We start from the raw sequence: 17,008 nt of genomic DNA on the forward strand, positions 1-17,008 counted from the left end.
CGGGCGGTGTTTTTTCATGAAGAAACCGAAAGAGAATTTCAAAACCACGGATTACACGGATGATTGGGAAAGTAGCATCAATGGATCCGTGAAATCCGTGTAATCCGTGGTCAACCAAGCCACTCCATCTCCAAGTCAGGTTTCCCCTTTCATTCCGCTCCCCGCCTCTCCGCCCACACAATGTCACCTCGCGAAAAAAACCTGCTCCTGATCTTCGGCGCCGCAGTTTTCATCATCCTCAACGTCCTCGCCTTCAAACTCTTCACCAAGAAAAGGAACGAAATCACCGCCAACCGGGCGATGGCGGAGCAGGCGCTCGAACAGGCCCACATCATCAGTGAACGGCGGGACGAGGTGCTGGATGACGTGGAATGGCTGGGCAAGCATGAACCGGCGCCCGCCGCCTATCAGGACGTCCAGTCCAACCTCCAGCAGCTTGTCGAACGGGAAGCCCAGATCGCCGGGCTGACCATCAAGCCGAACTCGCAGAAACTCCTTCCCACCGACCAGACCGAAGGCAACCACTACCACCGGGCGAAAGTCCAGGTGACCGTCACCGGCACCGAGAAAGCCCTCTTCGAAGCCTGGCTGGGCCGGCTCAACAACCCGGAACAATTCCGCGCCGCCACGAACCTCCTCCTCAAGCCCGACAACACGGACGACACCAAGATCGACTGCACCGCCGTGATCGAGCAGTGGTTCGTCCCCGCCGTCGAATAAAACCCAAGGCCATGAAAACAACCATCCTTCTCTTCATCGCCCTCGCCGCCACGGCCTTCGCCAAACCGCCGCGGGTGGTGCCCACGACGAAATACACCCGGCTGTGGACGGATTCCCCCTTCACCACGAAACCGCTGATAAAGCCTACCGAGCCAGAAGCGAATCCCCTGGAAGACTACGCGCTTGGCGGCATCTCGCCCATTCCCGGTGGCTACCGCGTCACGCTCCTGAACCGCAAGAAGCCGGACGAGCGCATCACCCTGCCGGACAATCCGGATTTCAAGATCCTCTCCGTGCAGCATGCTCCGGGAGAACCGCTGGGAACCACCGTGCGGATCTCCACTGGATCGAAATCCGGCACGGTGGCATTCGACAAGACGCTGCTGACGCTCAAGGCCCCTCCCGCCCCCCAGCCACAGCAGGGCCAGACCGCCCCTCCCGGAGTTCCCGGCCAACCCCAACAACCAGCCGCTCCGGGCGCCGAACCCCCGCGTGCAGCGCGTCCACGGGTGGTCCCTCCGACAGGAGCCGCCAACCAGGGCGGAGGCACGCTTCCCCAGGGAGCTGTCCCGCAGACACAACAAGGCACATCCCAGCCGAACCCGCGCACCCAGCGCCGGTGATCCTCCATTTCCCGCACTCCGTCCGCCTCATCCATTTTTCCTGACCTTTCCCATGAGCATCCTCCGCCCCATCGCTGCCCTCGGCCTCGCCGGAATCACCACCGGGCTTGCACAGCCTCCGGAACAACCGCTCGTCACGCCGCAGCCACCCGCCCAGCCAGCGGTACCGGCGGTGCCCGGCCAGCCGGCGCCACCCGCCGCTCCACCCGCCGCCGGGGAGATCCCGCTGGCGGAGCAGAAGATCGTCCAGGCGATCACCGAGCCCAAACTCACCGGCACCGCCCTCGCCGACCTCTACCGGAAATTCACCGGACGGCGGGTGATCATCTCCGCCCAGGCCGCCACAGCGGAGTTCTCCTTCATCCAGGATGCCAGTCCGACGGATCCACTGACCTATGCCGAAGCGGCGGAACTGCTGAAGAAAGCCGCCACCATCGAGAACTTCGTATTCGTCCCGGACAGCACGGACCCGAATCTGGACATCCTCACCTTTTCCGCAGGCGGGATCAACCCGAAGAGCCGCGGCGTGCCGGTCTATACCGAAGGAGCCGCGCTGCCAGACGGGGATGCGGTCATCTCCTACGTGATGAACCTCCAGTATCTTAAGCCGGAAGCCGCCGTCACCACCTTCAACCAGGTGGTCGGCGCCTTCGGCCAGTACGGGTCCATCGCGCCGGTGGCGAACGCCTCCGCCGTCATCATCACGGAAAACACTTCCCTGATCCGGCGGCTCATCGAACTGAAAAAGGAGATCGACGTTCCCGGTGGCAAGGTGGCCACCCGCTTCATCAGGGTGGAGTACGCGGATGTGACCGAACTGGCCACCACCCTGAATGAACTTTTCACCGCACAGCAACAGGCCCAGCGCACCGCAGGGGTGCAACGCACGGGCGGCCAACAGAATGCGGCCCCCGTTCCCGGAATGCCCGTCGGGGATGTCGGTGGTGGTGGCGGTGGAGGAACGGGTGGTGAGGAGAATCCCCCGCAGATCGTCCCCGAGCCACGGACCAACCGCATCTTCGTCATGGGCCGGCCGAACGACCTGGTGTTCATCGAGAGCCTCGTCCGCGAATTCGACGTCCAGACGGACCAACGGAATTTCATGCGCAGGAAGCTGAGTTTCGTGAAAGTCTCCGACTTCCTGAACATCGCCGAAAACGCGCTGAACCGTGCCTACTCCGCGGGAACCGCAGGAGCGGCAGGCGGTGCTGCCGGCGGAGCCGCAGGCGGTCCCCAGGGCATGCAGGGAGCCGGTGGACAATCCCGGGGCAACACCGGCGCGGGTTCCCGCACGAACAGCAACAGCCGCACGGCCGCCTCTGGCGGTGGCGCCGGCGGCTCCTCCGGCTTCGGAGGAGGGGGCGGCGGCGGTGGCAGCGGCGGGTCCGTCGGCCTGGGAGAAGCGAATGCGGATACCGCTCCGGTCTCCCTCCTTGTCGGGCGGACGCTGCTCGTTGCGGACCAGATCACCAACTCCATCGTCGTCCAGGGACCGCCCGCAGGCGTGGAGATCATCGAAAACCTGCTCGACCAGATCGATGTGAAGGCCGACCAGGTGATGATTTCCACCGTGTTCGGCCAGCTCACGCTGACCAAGGAGTTCGACCTCGGTGTTGACTACCTGCGGACCTTGAACGGCGGAGTTGCCGGTCGGGCGGGAGGGGGGGATGCCACGTCGATCATCCCGCTCGGGCCGACGACGGTAGGAGGAGTCACTACGACCCCGATTTTCCAACCCGGCTCGCTTTCCGGGGGAGGCCTGAGCATCTATGGCAGGATCGGCAACAGCCTGAACATCTATCTCAACGCGCTGCAGGGCGATTCGAACTTCACCATCCTCTCAAGACCCAGCATCTTCACCTCGAACAACCAGAAGGGGATCATCTCCAGTGGTGAGCGGGTGGCCGTTCCAACGAACAGCAATAGCTTTCAGTCGGGCGGACAGAGCACCAACATCGAATACCAGGACGTCGTACTGAAACTCGAAGTGATCCCGCTGGTGAACTCCCCCAACGAGATCACCCTCCAGATCGCCCTGCTCAACGACGAGTTGAATGGAAATCAAATCCTTGCGGGAGCGGGACCGAACGGAGCCGCACTTTCGGTCCCCCGGATCACCACCCGGGAAATCCTCACCCAAGTCACCGTTCCCAACAACGAGACCATCGTCTTGGGAGGCTTGATCATTGATCGGGATACAAAGTCCGTAAGCGGTGTCCCTGTCCTGAGCAGCATCCCTGGACTGGGCAGGTTGTTTTCCCGGACCGAAACGGAAAAGGCCCGCTCCGAACTGCTGATTTTCATCCAGCCGAGCATCGTCAGCGGCCAGAATTCATTGGACGCCGCGCAGGATGACATGAACGCCCGCTACAAGGTTTCCGGGGATGTACTCAAGATGGGCAACGGCCCCGGCGTGCTTCCTCCGCCGGATGTCATCCCTGTGTCTGACAAGGCGGGCAAGACGCCCCGGGCGGTGATCATCGGACCAAGCTCCAAGAAGAAGAACCCATTCCCGAACGGCCGCTACCGCGGTGCATCACACTGATTTCCAGCAGATTTTGGAATGCATGGTTCCTCCCGGAAAAATTTCGGGAAATCTTTGAACGATCCGGCAACCTGCAATGTCTGAACCCATGAAAACTGCAACTTAGTTTGTGTTTTCATGTAAGGGTGAACAGCAGTTGTTAGCCTCAATCGCTCCGGCGATCTGAAGTTTTCAACTTGGGCCGTCGGAGTGGGTGCTCCGGCGGCCCTCTTTTTTAAGGAGGGAGGACACTCCTGTCCTCCGGCGGCATTGGCGGATCACGTGAGATTCACCGCCAAGACGCAAAGATCGCGGAGAAGCGCAGCGGACATAGCGGCTTTGCCGCTATGTCCTCCCTCCTTAAAAGCTGCGGCGGCCCTGGAGGGCGCGCATCAACGTGAGTTCGTCGGCATGTTCCAGGCCACCGCCGGCCGGCAGGCCTTGGGCGATGCGGCTGATCCGGCAGCTCCGCCCCCGCAGGAGGTCCGCCAGGTAGTTGGCCGTGGCCTCACCCTCGACATCCGACCCGAGGGCCAGAATGACTTCGACCTCCCCTTCGCCGATGCGCTTGAGCAGGGATGGGATTTCCAGATCCTCCGGGGAAACCCGGTCCAGCGGGGAGAGTTTCCCGCCCAGACAGTGGTATCTGCCGTTGAATGCTCCGGAGCGTTCCAGGGGAAGAACATCGGTGGCTTGTTCCACCACACAGAGGAGATGGTCATCCCTCCGCGGGTCATCACAGATGCCACAACCGCCACGGGTGGCGAAGAATCCGCAGACCGGACAGGAAATGATCTCCTCCTCCGCCTTCACCAGGGCCGCGGCGAGCGAGGCGGGTTCCGCTTTCTTGTTCCTCAGCAACCAGACGGCCATCCGCTCCGCGCTGCGCGGTCCCACCCCGGGAAGCCGCTTCAGCTCCGCGACCAATGCTTTCACCGGCTCTGGAAAATCCGCTCTCGCCATGACGTTGGTTATTTGTCCGCCGCCATGCGGTGCCGGGAGGCATAGACCAGGGAACAGAGACCGGCCCAGAAGGTGGCCAGCAACGGCACCGCGACGGCTGGAAACCGGCCCGCAAGAACGAGCACCGGCCCCCATCCGGCGACCAGCACCAGCGCGGAAATCCACAGGATCACACGCCTCCATGTGCCGGGCACGGAAAGGATGACGAAGGACAGGCTGAACGCACCCACCGCAGCGGCGGTCCAGACGGCCCAATCCGGCAGGGATTTCGCCACGCCGCCGCCCACATGGAGGACACTGGAGATGCCGTCGTTCGCCCGGTCCAGGATGCCAACGGAACCGAAGCCCGCCGCGAGGACCAGCGCGAGGCTGCCGATGGCCAGACCGGGCATCAGGACATGCCCCTCGCTCTCACGGTAGGAACTCATGAATGGTTTCAGATTAGCCGCCTCTTTCATGGGATCAAGCAAGGGCTTCCTTCAGGAGAGCGAGGTGTTTGGGAGGTGAAACTTTCTCCAGAACGGCGGAGATCCGGCCATCCTCACCGATGACGAAGGTGGTGCGCTCGATGCCCATGAATTTCCTGCCCATGAAGGATTTCTCCACCCACACGCCATAGGCTCCGCAGATCCGGCGGTCCTCATCCGCGATGAGGGGGTAGGGCAGTTCCCGCTTGCGGATGAAATTGAGGTGGCTCCGCACGCCATCCGCGCTGACGCCGAAGATGGTGGCCTTCCCGCGGATCTCCTCCCAGCCATCCCTCAACGCACAGGCCTGGATGGTGCAGCCTGGAGTGCTGTCCTTCGGATAAAAGACAAGCACCACTTTCCCGCCGCGGAGGCCGGAGAGTTTCACGCGGCCTTCGCGGGTGCCATCCACCACGGTGGCTTCAAAGTCGGGGGCAGGGGTGCCCGGCGCAGGTTTCATGGTCCGGACTGTCGGTGTTTTCACCTTTCAAACCAATCACTTTCCGCCGATAATTCACCATCATGACCCTGGCCAGCAAGATCACCCTCACCCGCCTGCTGCTGGTGCCGGTCTTTGCGGTTCTGGCCATCTGCTACGGGCGGAGCATCGCGGCGGGGGAACCGGTGGAGTGGCTGCGCATCGCGGCTCTGGCCACCTTCGTGACGGCGGCTGCGAGTGACGGGATCGACGGCTGGGTGGCCCGGCGGTTCAACCAGCGCTCGAAGTTCGGCGCGTTCATCGACCCGCTGGCGGACAAGACGCTGCTGCTGACAGGCATCACGGTGCTGGCTGCGGTGGACTGGGGTCCGGACGGCTGGAGGCTGCCGGCGTGGTTCTGCGCCTTGGTCGTCCTGCGGGACGTGATCATCGTGGCCGGGCTGGCCTACCTGCATTTCTCACGCCACAGGAAGATCCATTTCAAACCACACTGGAGTGGCAAGGTCTGCACGGTGGCCCAGATGTTCGCGCTGGGATGGGTGATGCTGAGGATCTACTTTCTGCCGCCCATCTACCCCTGTCTCATCGCCGCGGTTTTCACGGTGTGGTCCACGGTCGCCTATGTCCGCCAGGGACTGGCCATCCTGAATGAAAGCGGCCACGCCCGCGGGTAAGAGCGGCGGCTTTCACCGCGAGGTTGCCACGCCCTCCCCAATGGAGCTTGCAACGGCTTGGATTCCGGATATTTACATGATGGATTACTTCCTGTTTTCCGCATCTTGCATCCGTAACAGGCCCCCAAACCCATGAAACCCTCCTTCCACCGCATGTTCTCCCGCGGGTTGCGCCCCGGACTCATCACGGCCATCTGCCTCACCGGTCCGGCGGCTTATTCCGCGGATGTGGACCACGTTTTGTCCTCCACCAGCGGCACCTGGGCGGCGGCCACCTGGACGAATGGAACGCCTGCCGTGAATCCCGGAGACATCGCCACCTACAGTGGTGGATCCAACTCGACCATTTCCCTGGGAAGCGCGGTCACCATCGGGGTGTTGAGGGGTGCGATGTCGAACACCTCCACCTGGGGGATCTCGTCGGACGGAAGCATCGCTTTCACGATGGATGGAACGGGGATCAATGCCACGAACAACCGGTTCGGCAATGCGGGCACCGCTTCCATCGTCAACTCGAGTCCGGGCGGCACTCTCACGGTGCGTCCGAATCTCATCATGACGAACACCAATCTGGACATCGGCACCACCGGGTCCGGAGCGGCCATCATCAACATCGGCTCCGCCACGGCCAACACGAACACCATCACCAATGCGGACAGCACCGCACGCTCCCTGAATTTCCGCCTGAATGCCGGGACGGGGAACCTGAACATCGGCAGTTCCATCGGTGTGACGGGAGTCACGGGAGGATTGATCAATGTTTCCAACCTCGGCACGAATGGGACGGGGGCGGTGGTCATTTCCGGAAACCTGGGGACCTTTGTGGGATCGGTGGTCCAGAACAGCGCGAACTCCCGCCTGATCCTTTCGGGTGCGAACGACTATGCCGGAGCGTACACCATCACGTCGGGCGCACTTTCCTTCGCCACACGGACCTCACTCTACAACGCGAACACCGCGCAGTGGACCGCGTCGAACATCCAGGTGGCGGCCGCCGGCATCCTCGGGCTGGGCTTCGGCGGGACCGGCAGTTTCACGGAAGCGGAGATCAAAGCGCTCAACGACGGGGCAATCCTGACAGCCGGCTCCCGGCTGGGGATCGAGGTCGCTTCCGGAAACACCGGCACCTACGCGGAGACCATCGCCAACGCGAACGGCGGGGCGAATGTGACCGGCTTCGCCAAACTCGGCGCAGGCACGCTGATCCTCACCGGCGCGAATACCTACACGGGCAATACGACGATTTCCGGAGGCACCCTCCGTCTGGGCGTGGCACAGGGGGAAACCACCGGGCCGCTGGGAGGCGGCACGGGCGGCATCCCCACCGGGACGATCCACTTCAACGGCGGAACGCTCCAATACTCCGCCACGAACACCACGGACTATTCCAGCCGTTTCAGCACGGCGGCGGGCAACCAGGTCAGCATCGACACCAACAGCCAGACGGTCACCTTCGCCAGTGGGATCAACAGCAGCACGGGCGGCCTCACCAAAATTGGTTCCGGAACCCTCATCCTGACCGCAGCCAGCACGATGACGAACGCATCGGTCGTCACCAACATCAATGGCGGCACGCTCCGCGGCGTGGATTCCACCGTTTATACCGCAGGCAGCAATACCTTGCTGAAGATCTTCGGCACCGGATCCGTCCAGATCGCGAACAACGCGACATTGGATGCCCGCGCCGACGGCCTCAATGACAGTTCATCCCAGACGCTGACCTACGGGAACCAGATCCAGGTTTCCTCCACGGGAGCAACCTACAACATCAATGTGGACCGTGCCTCGGCGACCGGCGGCACGAACAAGATCATCGCCTTCGGCAGCCACAACATCGGTGCCAACACAACGATGAACCTCACCGGCGGCAATGGCTACTCACTCAGCCTCAACCAGCTCCAACTCGGTGGCGGTTCAGCCGCGAACGCGGTGATGACGATGAACCCCACCACCGCGAATCTCCTGCTGGCGGGAGTGAGCGGGGGTTCCAACACGGCCAGCCCGACGCTGAGGTTGTCGGGCACCAGTACGGGCAATGTGATCAGCGGAGCCGTGGCGAATCCCAACGCGACGGTGACGAACCGCACTTCACTGATCAAAAGCGGAACCAGTGTCTGGACGCTCAACGGGACGAACACCTACACCGGAACGACCACCATCGAGGCCGGGACGCTGGTCGTGAACGGCTCCATCGCCGCGAGCACCGCCACCGTGCCCACCGTCATCATCCAATCTTCGGGAACACTCGCAGGGATCGGCACCGTCAACAACGCCCTGAGCATTTCCGGCACGGTCGCACCGGGCGACCTCAACGGCGCGGCGGGGAAAATGACCTTCAACAGCTCCGTGGCGGGCACGGCGGACTTCAGCACCGGAGGCAATCTCCAATGGAGCATCACCGCGCTCACCGACCTCCCCTCCGCGGCGGGAACGGACTATGATGAGCTGACTTTGGCCGGTTCACTGGGCCTGACGCTGGGTGGCACTTCCAGCCTGACGCTCGCCTTCGGAGGAGGGGCGGCCGACCCGAATTCCGGGGACAGCTTCTGGACGATCGAGCGGAGCTGGAAGATCGTGAACAACACAGGCACCGGCACCAACTCCGGAGCCACCAACTTCAGCCAGATCACGAACGGCAGCTACTCGGGCGGATCCTTCTCCACCCTGGCGGATGCGTCGGGGAACGTGTTCCTGAATTTCACGCCGATCCCGGAACCCGGAACCGCCACCCTGCTGGCCGCGGCGCTGGGACTCTCCCTCCGCCGCAGGCGGAATGCCTGAGCATACCGGCCGGGATTCCCTCAGTCGGGCAGTTCGACCTTGTCCCCCAGATGCCTTGGCCGGGTGTTCAGGAAATGGACATCCAGCCACATCTGGATCCGGGCGGCGACCTCGCGTGCCTTCGTCTTGAGCCCTCCCCTGCCCCGGACGTCCTCGGCATTGAAGCCTAAGACGCCGATGCCATGGGCCTCCGCGAGGTAGATGGCCCGCTCATTCTGGAACCTCTGGCTGATGAACATGACCGGATCCGCCCCAAAGATCTCCTTCGCCCGGACAACGGAGTCCAGGGTCCGCAGGCCCGCGTAGTCGCAGACGATGCGGTCCCCCGGCACGCCGCGGGCGATGAGGGCGGCCTTCATTTTCCGGGGTTCGTTGTAGTACGTCTCGCGGTTGTCCCCGGAGACGATGATGGTTTCGAGTTTCCCCGCCTTCCATACCTTCTCAGCGGCGTCGATACGGTAGCGGAAGTAGAGGTTCTCACGTCCGTCCACCCGGTCCGTGGTTCCGAACAACAAACCGACCTTCGCCTTCGGCAGCGAAGTGACATCCGTGAAAAGCTGCCCACGTGAAGCCCACATGGGGATGATGTTCACATACACCACAAATCCCACCGCCACGAACGCGAGCAGAAAGCCGGTGATCACCACCCGCCGGAACCACCTGGCGAAAACGCTCCTATGGACCTTTTTCTTCATGCGCGCGGGGATTCCATCAACTCCGGAGGGCGGCGCGTCCACTGGAGCAATGCCTTCACCGCATCCACGAAACGGCTGCCGGTGACGATCTCCGGCGCGATGACCCGCAGCTTCCGGCTGGCTGCGGCGAATTTCACCTCGCCGAAGCGGCCCAATAGATCCCCGTCCACCTCCACGGGCACTTCACCATCCGCCTTCACGGTGAATGCCGCCGCCTGGAAATAGCTGGTGGAAGCCGCGAGATCCACCCCACCCAGGGCGAGGCCCTTGATGGAATCCAGCACCAGCTTGTAACCGGCCTCCTTGAAGACCAGCACATCGAGCTTCGAGTCCTGGTTGTCAGCGGCCCGGAAAAGCTTGAACTGCCCGCCATAAAGGGAGCCGTTCCCGGCAAGCACCGCCACGCCTTCCTCCCGGCGCCCGTCAGAGCAGATGATCTCCATCTTGCGCGGCTTCTCGCCCAGCACCTTCACCGCGGCCAGCAGGTAGGCCAGCGGACCGAGCATCTTTTTGGACTCCCATGTCGTCTCCTCGATCACCATGGCATCGAAGCCCACACCCGCCATCTGGATGAACGGGGCGCGGTTCGCTTCGAACAGGTCGATCTCACGGACATGCCCGCGCTCGATGACATCGAAACAACGGGGCAGGTTGTCGAAAGGGATGCCCAGTTCACGGGCGAAAACATTCATCGTTCCCGCGGGGATCACTCCCAGCGCGGTCCCGCTTCCCGCCAGCCCCTTCACCACCGCGTTGAGCGTGCCATCCCCTCCCGCGGCGACCACGACAGGCTCACCTTCCGAGGCGAATCTGGCCGCCAGTTCGCGCGCTTCATCCCCATGGTTCGTGGCATACAGCGCGAAGCGGTTCGCGTGCTCCATGAGAAAGCGCAGGGTCCTCTCCCCCTTCTGGCTTTTCGCCTTCGGGTTAAAAATCAGGGGATAGCGGTGGAGAGGCTCCATGCCCGGATCTTCCTTCATCCCTCCGCCGTCCGCAAGTCCGGGCTGGCGGACATCAGCCGCTCCACCACCATGCCGACCGGGAGGCCCATGACGTTCTCGAAGCTGCCGCGGATCTCCGACACGAGCATCTCCCCATGTTCCTGGATCCCATATGCCCCCGCCTTGTCCAGCGGATCCACCTTCGCGAAGTATCCACCGATCACCTCGTCCCCGAATTCACGGAAAACGACCTCCGTGAGGTCATGGAACACATCTTCCACACCTCCCGGAAAGATGAGGCAGACGCCGGTGCACACCCGGTGGGTCTTTCCGGACAGCGCCCGCAGCATCCTCCGGGCGTCCTCCAGGTCACGAGGCTTCCCGAGCGCCCGGCCATCACTGAAAACCAAGGTATCAGCGCCGATGACGACTTCATCCGGATGATCCACAGCCACCGCCCTGGCTTTCAGCAAGGCATTCTCCTCGCACAGCCGCCATGGTTCCATGGTTTCATCATGGATCTCTTCTGCCGGGGACGCCACGACCCGGAACACCAGGCCCGCGCGTTCCAGCAGTTCGCGCCGCCGGGGGGAAGATGAAGCCAACAAAATGCCCATGCGCAATGCTTCCCCGCCGGAGAAAGATCTTCAACCGCCAATGGCAGTCAATTCGGCCGCGCGGCGGTCGGGGTCAGGGCAAAGCGGAAGACTTTCCCCTCCCTGCTTACCGTCACTTCGACCGGCTCCCCCGGGATCAGGTAAAAGAACGTATCCGCGACGTCCGCGTAACTTCCGACATCGGTCTTGCCGATCCGGCTGATCAGATCCCCTTCCCGCAAGCCTGCATCCGCAGCGGGGGAACCCGCCCACACCTTGGTGATCCGCGGTTCGGAATTCCCCACCATGAGGGACACCCCCAGCCAGCCTCTGACCAGCCTGCCGTTGGCCAAGATATCCCTCACCACCCGGTGCACCGCCTGCGCGGGAATGACATACAGATCACCGCCGGCATCCCCTGATTGGAAAACAATCCCGATGACTTTCCCATCCGGGCTGGTAACCGATGCACCAGGTTCGGGGGCCTTGCCCGCCATCTCCGCCCCCAGCAGGGCAAAAGGAAGAACTTTCCCACCGATGAGGTTCACTTTTCCCTTCAAGGTTCCCGTCTTCCGGACAGCACCAGTGCCCACCCCGATGCGGGTTCCAGCCTGCTCCGGAGCTTTGTCCGCCCACGACAGGATACCGTCACCGATGCGCTCCGAAGGCTTGAAAACGCAAAGCCGGGATACGGCATCATACCCGGCGAACCGGGCCGCCACCGGCTTCCCCCCGAGCACCAGGGAAGTGGCGGAAAAGTCCGCTCCCTGCAGGGCCACCGCCACCAGGACGGGGCCATCCGGCGTGGTCATCGCCACAGCGGCGGACTCAACATTCTGGGTGCCTCTCTGAAAACTCACCCTCCATTGGGTCTCTTCCGCGGACACCAATGGGCCAAATCCCTGGAACACGGCCACAAGCATGGCCACTTTCCCGAAAATCCTGTTCCCTCGTACCTCCAACGAGTCCACCGTGAGTTTCCTCCCGGGTTAGAATACTTGCTCACCTGCCGACCCTTGGCCCGCCGGACTCAGGTCCAGTTGGTCAAGCTGTTCAGTCGGGAGCGCGGGGGCCGGAGTGAACTGGCGGTTCACCGGTGTGGGGGCGGGATTGTTGTATTCCGTCCCGCGTGGCAGCGTCAGGAAACCAATGGTCACCGCCGCGTAGGCCAGACCTGCACCATACGCCCACTTGGAAGGCCCGAGATTGGTGAACCAGCTTCTGGCTTCCTCCAGCTTGCCGAACAAACCGGACTTTCTCACTGCCTCTTCACGCTGGCGTTGATGAAACTCGGAGAGGAACTCCTTCCAATAACCCTCGTCCGGCCGCTCTTCGCGCCGGAGGGCCATCAGATTCTCAAGTTGTTCGAGAGTCGGTTTCACCTCAGTTGATGGTTAGGATTTACAAAAAATCAGGGAAAACAGCAAGAAGAATTTTAAAATCTTTCATCCCAACTGTCCTGGAGGCAGGACTGGAGATGCTGGTGGGCATAGTGCAGACGGGATCTGACGGTTCCTTCCGAAACGCTCAGAACCCTGGCGATCTCGCCATGGGCCATTCCCTGGATGTCATGCATGGTAACCACCATTCTGTGGGATTCAGACAGTTTCATCATCGCATCGTTCAATTTTTTCTGAAGTTCCGCGATGCGGGTGGTTTCTTCCGGGTTCGCCGCATGGGTGGTGTCGATCATCGCCGGGTCCTGCTGCACACCGGATTCCTCGTCGTTCAGGCTGTATGCGGAGCGCCGCTTCCGCTTCTTGAGAAAGTTCAGCGTCTGGTTCACGGCGATCTGGTAGATCCACGTGTAGAAGGTGGAGTGACCTTTGAACTTCCGGAGGGAGTGGTAGGCCTTCGCGAAAATGTCCTGCAGGAGGTCGTGGGTGTCCTCCTTGTGGTGCGTCATGTTGTAAACGAGTCCATAGAGCTTGTCGCCATACTTGAGGATGAGGGCATCAAAGGCACGCGTGTCCCCATGTCTGGCACGGGAAACAAGGTCTTCGTCAGGATCGGGGGGCCGGGCTTGGCGGAACATGCTTGGGGGGGAGAACAGCACCCCGATGCTACATGCCGCAGGGGGGATGTAAAGGCGGCCTCCATCCGGCGGGGACGAAATACCAGGAGCCTGACCGGGACGCTCTCCCTCCGGCCGGACGGAAAATACCCCCCCGCGGATGCGGAGGAGAGCGATTGATTAGGATATGTTATATATCTCGAAATGTTATTATTAACACGCATTCGCGTAATCACCGAAGTTTCCATTTGCGTGAACGCGCTTCGAGAGGCAGCTTCCCGCCGTCCCCCCCGGACATTTCACCCCCCCTATCGAAATGTACCTCGCATCCAGCAAGGTCGCAGCACGTACGCTCGCGGCCCTTTCAACCGCCTGTGCCGTCTTCACGGCCCTCACTCCCTCCGCCCTCGCCCAGTCACTGGGAGCGGCGAGCGACTACAATGTCTTCATTTTCGGAAACTTCACCTCGTCCGGTTCGGACACGGAGGGAAGGCTCGCCGTAGGTGGCAACGCGGACCTCACCGGCTACAGCGTCGGCACCTCCCTGCCCACCACCGGAGGCAACACCCTGGTGGTTGGCAACAACCTGACGTTCACCAACGGTCAGGTGAACAAAGGGAACGCGGTGTATGGCGGCAGTGCCACCACCTCCAACTTCGGCATCCCGAACGGAAGCCTGGTCCAGGGCAATCCGATCGATTTCGCGGCAGCCCAATCCCAGCTCACCCAACTTTCCGGAAGTCTCGCCGGAATGGCGGCCAACGGTTCGTTCAACGACCACTACGGCACCCTCCAGTTCGTGGGTACGGACCCGGCGCTGAACACCTTCACGATCACCGCCCCCTCGGTTAACTCGGCGAACGGCATCCAGATCAACGCACCGGCGAACTCCACGGTGGTCATCAACATCGGAGGCGACAACATCTTCTTCGACAACTTCGGCATCTCCATCGCCAACACCGACAAACAACGGGTCCTCTACAACTTCTACGAGGCAACCGCGCTCACCATCGCCGGCATCAGCGTGCAGGGCAGCGTCCTCGCCCCGCTGGCGAACGTGTCCTTCACCAACGGCAATGTGGAAGGAACCCTCATCGCCAACAACGTGACGGGCGGCGGCGAATACCATAACTACAAGTTCCAGGGCACCCTGCCCATCCCGGAACCTTCCGGTGTGGCGCTGCTCGGACTTTCCGTCGTCTCCCTGGCATTCCGCCGCCGGAGGTAAGAGACGGATTCCCGCTCCATGGGCCATGGCCGCGCCACGCGGTCATGGCCCTTTTCCTTTTCCGGCCACCGCCGTCACCTGCACCGGGAGAAGAAGAAGGCGAGCAGGTCCGCCTGCTGCTCGTTCTCCTGCTTCCGGGAAGATCCGCTGCCATGGCCGAGGTGGTAGTCCACCCGCAACAGGACGGGTGCATCCGGACCTTGGGCGGAAATGAGGCGCGCGGTCATCTTGAGCGACTGCCAGAGTTCGACCCGGGTGTCGTTGGCACCGTGATAAAGGAGGATGGGCGGGTATTTCACCCCCGGCTTCACATGGGCGTAGGCGCTCATCTCGAGCAAGGACTCGAAGCCTTCCTTGGTTTTGACACTGCCGAACTCCGCGAGGTTCGGGATGCCGTTCGGTGAATTCTCCATCCGGATGGCGTCCATGCAGCCCACTCCGCAGAGCACCGCACCGACCGCCTCGGGCTTCTCGGTCATCACCCTGCCGACGGTGATGCCGCCCGCGCTCCCGCCCTGGATGCAGATGCGGGCGGGTGTGGTGTAACCTTCCCGGACGAGGCCCTCCGCGACGGAGATCACGTCCTTCCAAGTGTTCGGCTTGGTTTTCTGGAAACCGGCGAGCCGCCACTCATCCCCCAGTTCCCCTCCCCCGCGGACATGGGCCACCACGCGGATGCCGCCCATGTCATAGATGGCCGCGTCCGAGGGCCGGAAGCCCGGCTCGATGCTGATGCCATAGGCTCCATAAGCACCGAGCAGGACGGGCCGCTTGCCATCCTTCGGCAGATCCTTCCGGTGGATGATGGACACCGGGATCGCCACGCCGTCATGGCCGGGCATGGTGGTCTCACGGCTGACGAGTTCCTTTGAAATGGGAGGCTCCACCTGCTGGGGCAGATCCAACGGTTCCGCGACCGTCCCATCCGCCGGGACCCGCATAAGCCTGGTGGGGCCGGTCCACGAACTGAACGAAACGCCGATGCCCGCCAGGTCCGGGTAGGCACCGATGTTTCCGTGCAGCGAAATCCTGCCGTCGCCCGGCATGGTGATGGTTTCCGGCTTGTCCAACTCGCCCCAGCGCAGGCGGACCAAGCGGCTGGGACCACCATCCAGATAGCGGACATAGAGGCCCTCCTGAGCCACCTTGATCCCCTGGATCGAGCCCCGCGGGGCGGTGTAGATGGTTTCCGCTTTCGCGAAATCCAGGTCGTCCAGGCTCATGCGGAGAACCCGGCCGTTGGGCGCGTCCTTCCGGCTCAGGATGTAGAGGTGGTCGCCGTGCAGTTCCACCGCACCTCCGCCCATGGAGCCGACGAGATGGGAACGGTCGCAGATTTTCCGCCACTTCGCGGTACCCGCGAGCACCTCGTCCAGCCGGGCGATGTGGTGGATGTCATCGGAGGAGACGCCAGTGCCATTCGACGAAAGCACCCAACCGCTGTCGCCCATGGGGGAAAGCGAAACGATGTCCGCCGGTTTCACGCCGGTCCCATCCTCCGTGCCGAAGCCGAACACGGCCCGGTCATCCTTTTCCGGGGTTCCCAGCCGGTGATGATACACCCGGGATTTCTGGAACTTCTGCAAAGGATCCGCGTCCGGCCCGAGGTCCTGGAGCCGGGTGTGGAGAAAACCGGAGCTGTCCGGCAGCCACTCCGCAGGCCCCCAACGGGCGCGCGAAAACGGGCCCTCGGCCACCTTTCCGTCGGCGAGTGAAACGACATAAAGGTCCGCATCCTCCCCGCCACCCGAGGTGATCGCGACGGCCAGATGCTTCACGTCCGGGGAGATGCTGTAGTGTTTGATGGTCACCGGAGATCCTTTCCCATCGACGATTTTCCGCGGATCCAGCACCAACTCCGGCTTTCCGCCGGGCTTCTGGTGGAAAAGCTGCTCCACCTGCTCCCCCTGCCGCCGCATGAGGAAAAAATACTCTCCGGGCCGCGGCTGGGCCGTCCAGCCCACGCGGTCGCCCTGCACCGCGTCCGCTTCCTCGATGATCTTCATGATCTTCGTCCGCTCCGGGACCTGGGACAGCGCGGCCAGGGATTTCTCCGTCAGGGCACGTGCCCATGCGGCGACCTCCGGATTGTCCTTTTCCTCGAAGTAGCGGTAAGGATCATCCACCTTCACGCCGTGGTAGTCCGTCGTCACCACCCGGGCTTCCGGGAGTGGAAGGGCTGGCAACGATCCGATGGGCAACAGGAAGGGAAGAATCCGCAACGCTTTCATGAGGGATGACATCCCTAACAGGAACTCCGGCCGGGCCAATGGAAATCCTTCCGCCGCCCGGATCGGGACGGCAAAACCGACAGTGCAAAATCGTGGCATTTCCCGGCGGCTT

16 protein-coding genes are annotated in these 17,008 nt (G+C 62.5%); 6 read left to right on the forward strand and 10 right to left on the reverse strand.

Going from position 1 to position 17,008, the window contains the following annotated elements:
• The first annotated feature begins 180 nt into the window (after nt 1-180).
• The 3 genes from KF712_13290 to KF712_13300 are packed head-to-tail and all read left to right on the forward strand — an operon-like array spanning nt 181 to nt 3,888.
• Complete coding sequence (locus tag KF712_13290; protein ID MBX3741964.1) at nt 181-720, forward strand: hypothetical protein; 540 nt, start codon at nt 181-183, stop codon at nt 718-720.
• A gap of 11 nt (nt 721-731) precedes the next feature.
• Nucleotides 732-1,343, forward strand: coding sequence for a hypothetical protein (locus tag KF712_13295; GenBank protein MBX3741965.1), 612 nt, complete (start codon nt 732-734; stop codon nt 1,341-1,343).
• Between the two features lie 52 nt (nt 1,344-1,395).
• The gene (locus tag KF712_13300) at nt 1,396-3,888 is read left to right on the forward strand and encodes a hypothetical protein (GenBank protein MBX3741966.1); all 2,493 of its coding nucleotides are present in this window, start codon (nt 1,396-1,398) and stop codon (nt 3,886-3,888) included.
• Between the two features lie 339 nt (nt 3,889-4,227).
• On the opposite strand, the gene recR is transcribed toward KF712_13300, so the two are convergent.
• The 3 genes from recR to KF712_13315 are packed head-to-tail and all read right to left on the reverse strand — an operon-like array spanning nt 4,228 to nt 5,757.
• The gene (gene recR / locus KF712_13305; GenBank protein MBX3741967.1) at nt 4,228-4,830 is read right to left on the reverse strand and encodes a recombination mediator RecR; all 603 of its coding nucleotides are present in this window, start codon (nt 4,828-4,830) and stop codon (nt 4,228-4,230) included.
• A gap of 8 nt (nt 4,831-4,838) precedes the next feature.
• Nucleotides 4,839-5,258: a hypothetical protein gene (locus tag KF712_13310; GenBank protein ID MBX3741968.1), complete on the reverse strand. Its 420-nt coding sequence runs from the start codon at nt 5,256-5,258 to the stop codon at nt 4,839-4,841.
• A gap of 34 nt (nt 5,259-5,292) precedes the next feature.
• Nucleotides 5,293-5,757 carry a peroxiredoxin gene (locus KF712_13315; GenBank protein ID MBX3741969.1) on the reverse strand — a complete coding sequence of 155 codons (465 nt, stop codon included), beginning with the start codon at nt 5,755-5,757 and terminating at the stop codon, nt 5,293-5,295.
• A 62-nt stretch (nt 5,758-5,819) separates the two neighbouring features.
• Here KF712_13315 and KF712_13320 point away from each other — a divergent pair, with 62 nt between their 5' ends.
• Together KF712_13320 and KF712_13325 are read left to right on the forward strand one after the other, a co-directional pair.
• Complete coding sequence (locus KF712_13320; protein MBX3741970.1) at nt 5,820-6,410, forward strand: CDP-alcohol phosphatidyltransferase family protein; 591 nt, start codon at nt 5,820-5,822, stop codon at nt 6,408-6,410.
• A gap of 132 nt (nt 6,411-6,542) precedes the next feature.
• Complete coding sequence (locus KF712_13325) at nt 6,543-9,191, forward strand: autotransporter-associated beta strand repeat-containing protein (GenBank protein ID MBX3741971.1); 2,649 nt, start codon at nt 6,543-6,545, stop codon at nt 9,189-9,191.
• A 20-nt stretch (nt 9,192-9,211) separates the two neighbouring features.
• Here KF712_13325 and KF712_13330 read toward each other — a convergent pair whose 3' ends face one another.
• The 6 genes from KF712_13330 to KF712_13355 all read right to left on the reverse strand — a co-directional run bounded on the left by KF712_13330 (nt 9,212) and on the right by KF712_13355 (nt 13,458).
• Nucleotides 9,212-9,886 carry a YdcF family protein gene (locus tag KF712_13330; GenBank protein MBX3741972.1) on the reverse strand — a complete coding sequence of 225 codons (675 nt, stop codon included), beginning with the start codon at nt 9,884-9,886 and terminating at the stop codon, nt 9,212-9,214.
• Entirely contained in the window at nt 9,883-10,848 is a 966-nt protein-coding gene (locus KF712_13335) for a diacylglycerol kinase family lipid kinase (GenBank protein MBX3741973.1), read from the reverse strand. Before KF712_13335 ends, KF712_13330 begins: the two co-directional genes overlap by 4 nt.
• Before the next feature lie 14 nt (nt 10,849-10,862).
• Nucleotides 10,863-11,444 carry a septum formation protein Maf gene (gene maf / locus KF712_13340; protein MBX3741974.1) on the reverse strand — a complete coding sequence of 194 codons (582 nt, stop codon included), beginning with the start codon at nt 11,442-11,444 and terminating at the stop codon, nt 10,863-10,865.
• Between the two features lie 47 nt (nt 11,445-11,491).
• Nucleotides 11,492-12,283, reverse strand: coding sequence for a serine protease (locus tag KF712_13345; protein ID MBX3741975.1), 792 nt, complete (start codon nt 12,281-12,283; stop codon nt 11,492-11,494).
• A 129-nt stretch (nt 12,284-12,412) separates the two neighbouring features.
• Nucleotides 12,413-12,805: a hypothetical protein gene (locus KF712_13350; GenBank protein MBX3741976.1), complete on the reverse strand. Its 393-nt coding sequence runs from the start codon at nt 12,803-12,805 to the stop codon at nt 12,413-12,415.
• Nucleotides 12,806-12,858: 53 nt separating this feature from the next.
• On the reverse strand, nt 12,859-13,458 hold the full coding sequence (locus KF712_13355) for a sigma-70 family RNA polymerase sigma factor (protein MBX3741977.1): 600 nt from the start codon (nt 13,456-13,458) through the stop codon (nt 12,859-12,861).
• A gap of 295 nt (nt 13,459-13,753) precedes the next feature.
• Here KF712_13355 and KF712_13360 point away from each other — a divergent pair, with 295 nt between their 5' ends.
• Nucleotides 13,754-14,665, forward strand: coding sequence for a choice-of-anchor A family protein (locus KF712_13360; GenBank protein ID MBX3741978.1), 912 nt, complete (start codon nt 13,754-13,756; stop codon nt 14,663-14,665).
• A 74-nt stretch (nt 14,666-14,739) separates the two neighbouring features.
• Here KF712_13360 and KF712_13365 read toward each other — a convergent pair whose 3' ends face one another.
• The gene (locus KF712_13365) at nt 14,740-16,896 is read right to left on the reverse strand and encodes a S9 family peptidase (protein MBX3741979.1); all 2,157 of its coding nucleotides are present in this window, start codon (nt 16,894-16,896) and stop codon (nt 14,740-14,742) included.
• Between the last annotated feature and the right edge of the window lie 112 nt (nt 16,897-17,008).

Source organism: Akkermansiaceae bacterium (assembly GCA_019634595.1).
Taxonomy (GTDB): domain Bacteria; phylum Verrucomicrobiota; class Verrucomicrobiia; order Verrucomicrobiales; family Akkermansiaceae; genus Luteolibacter.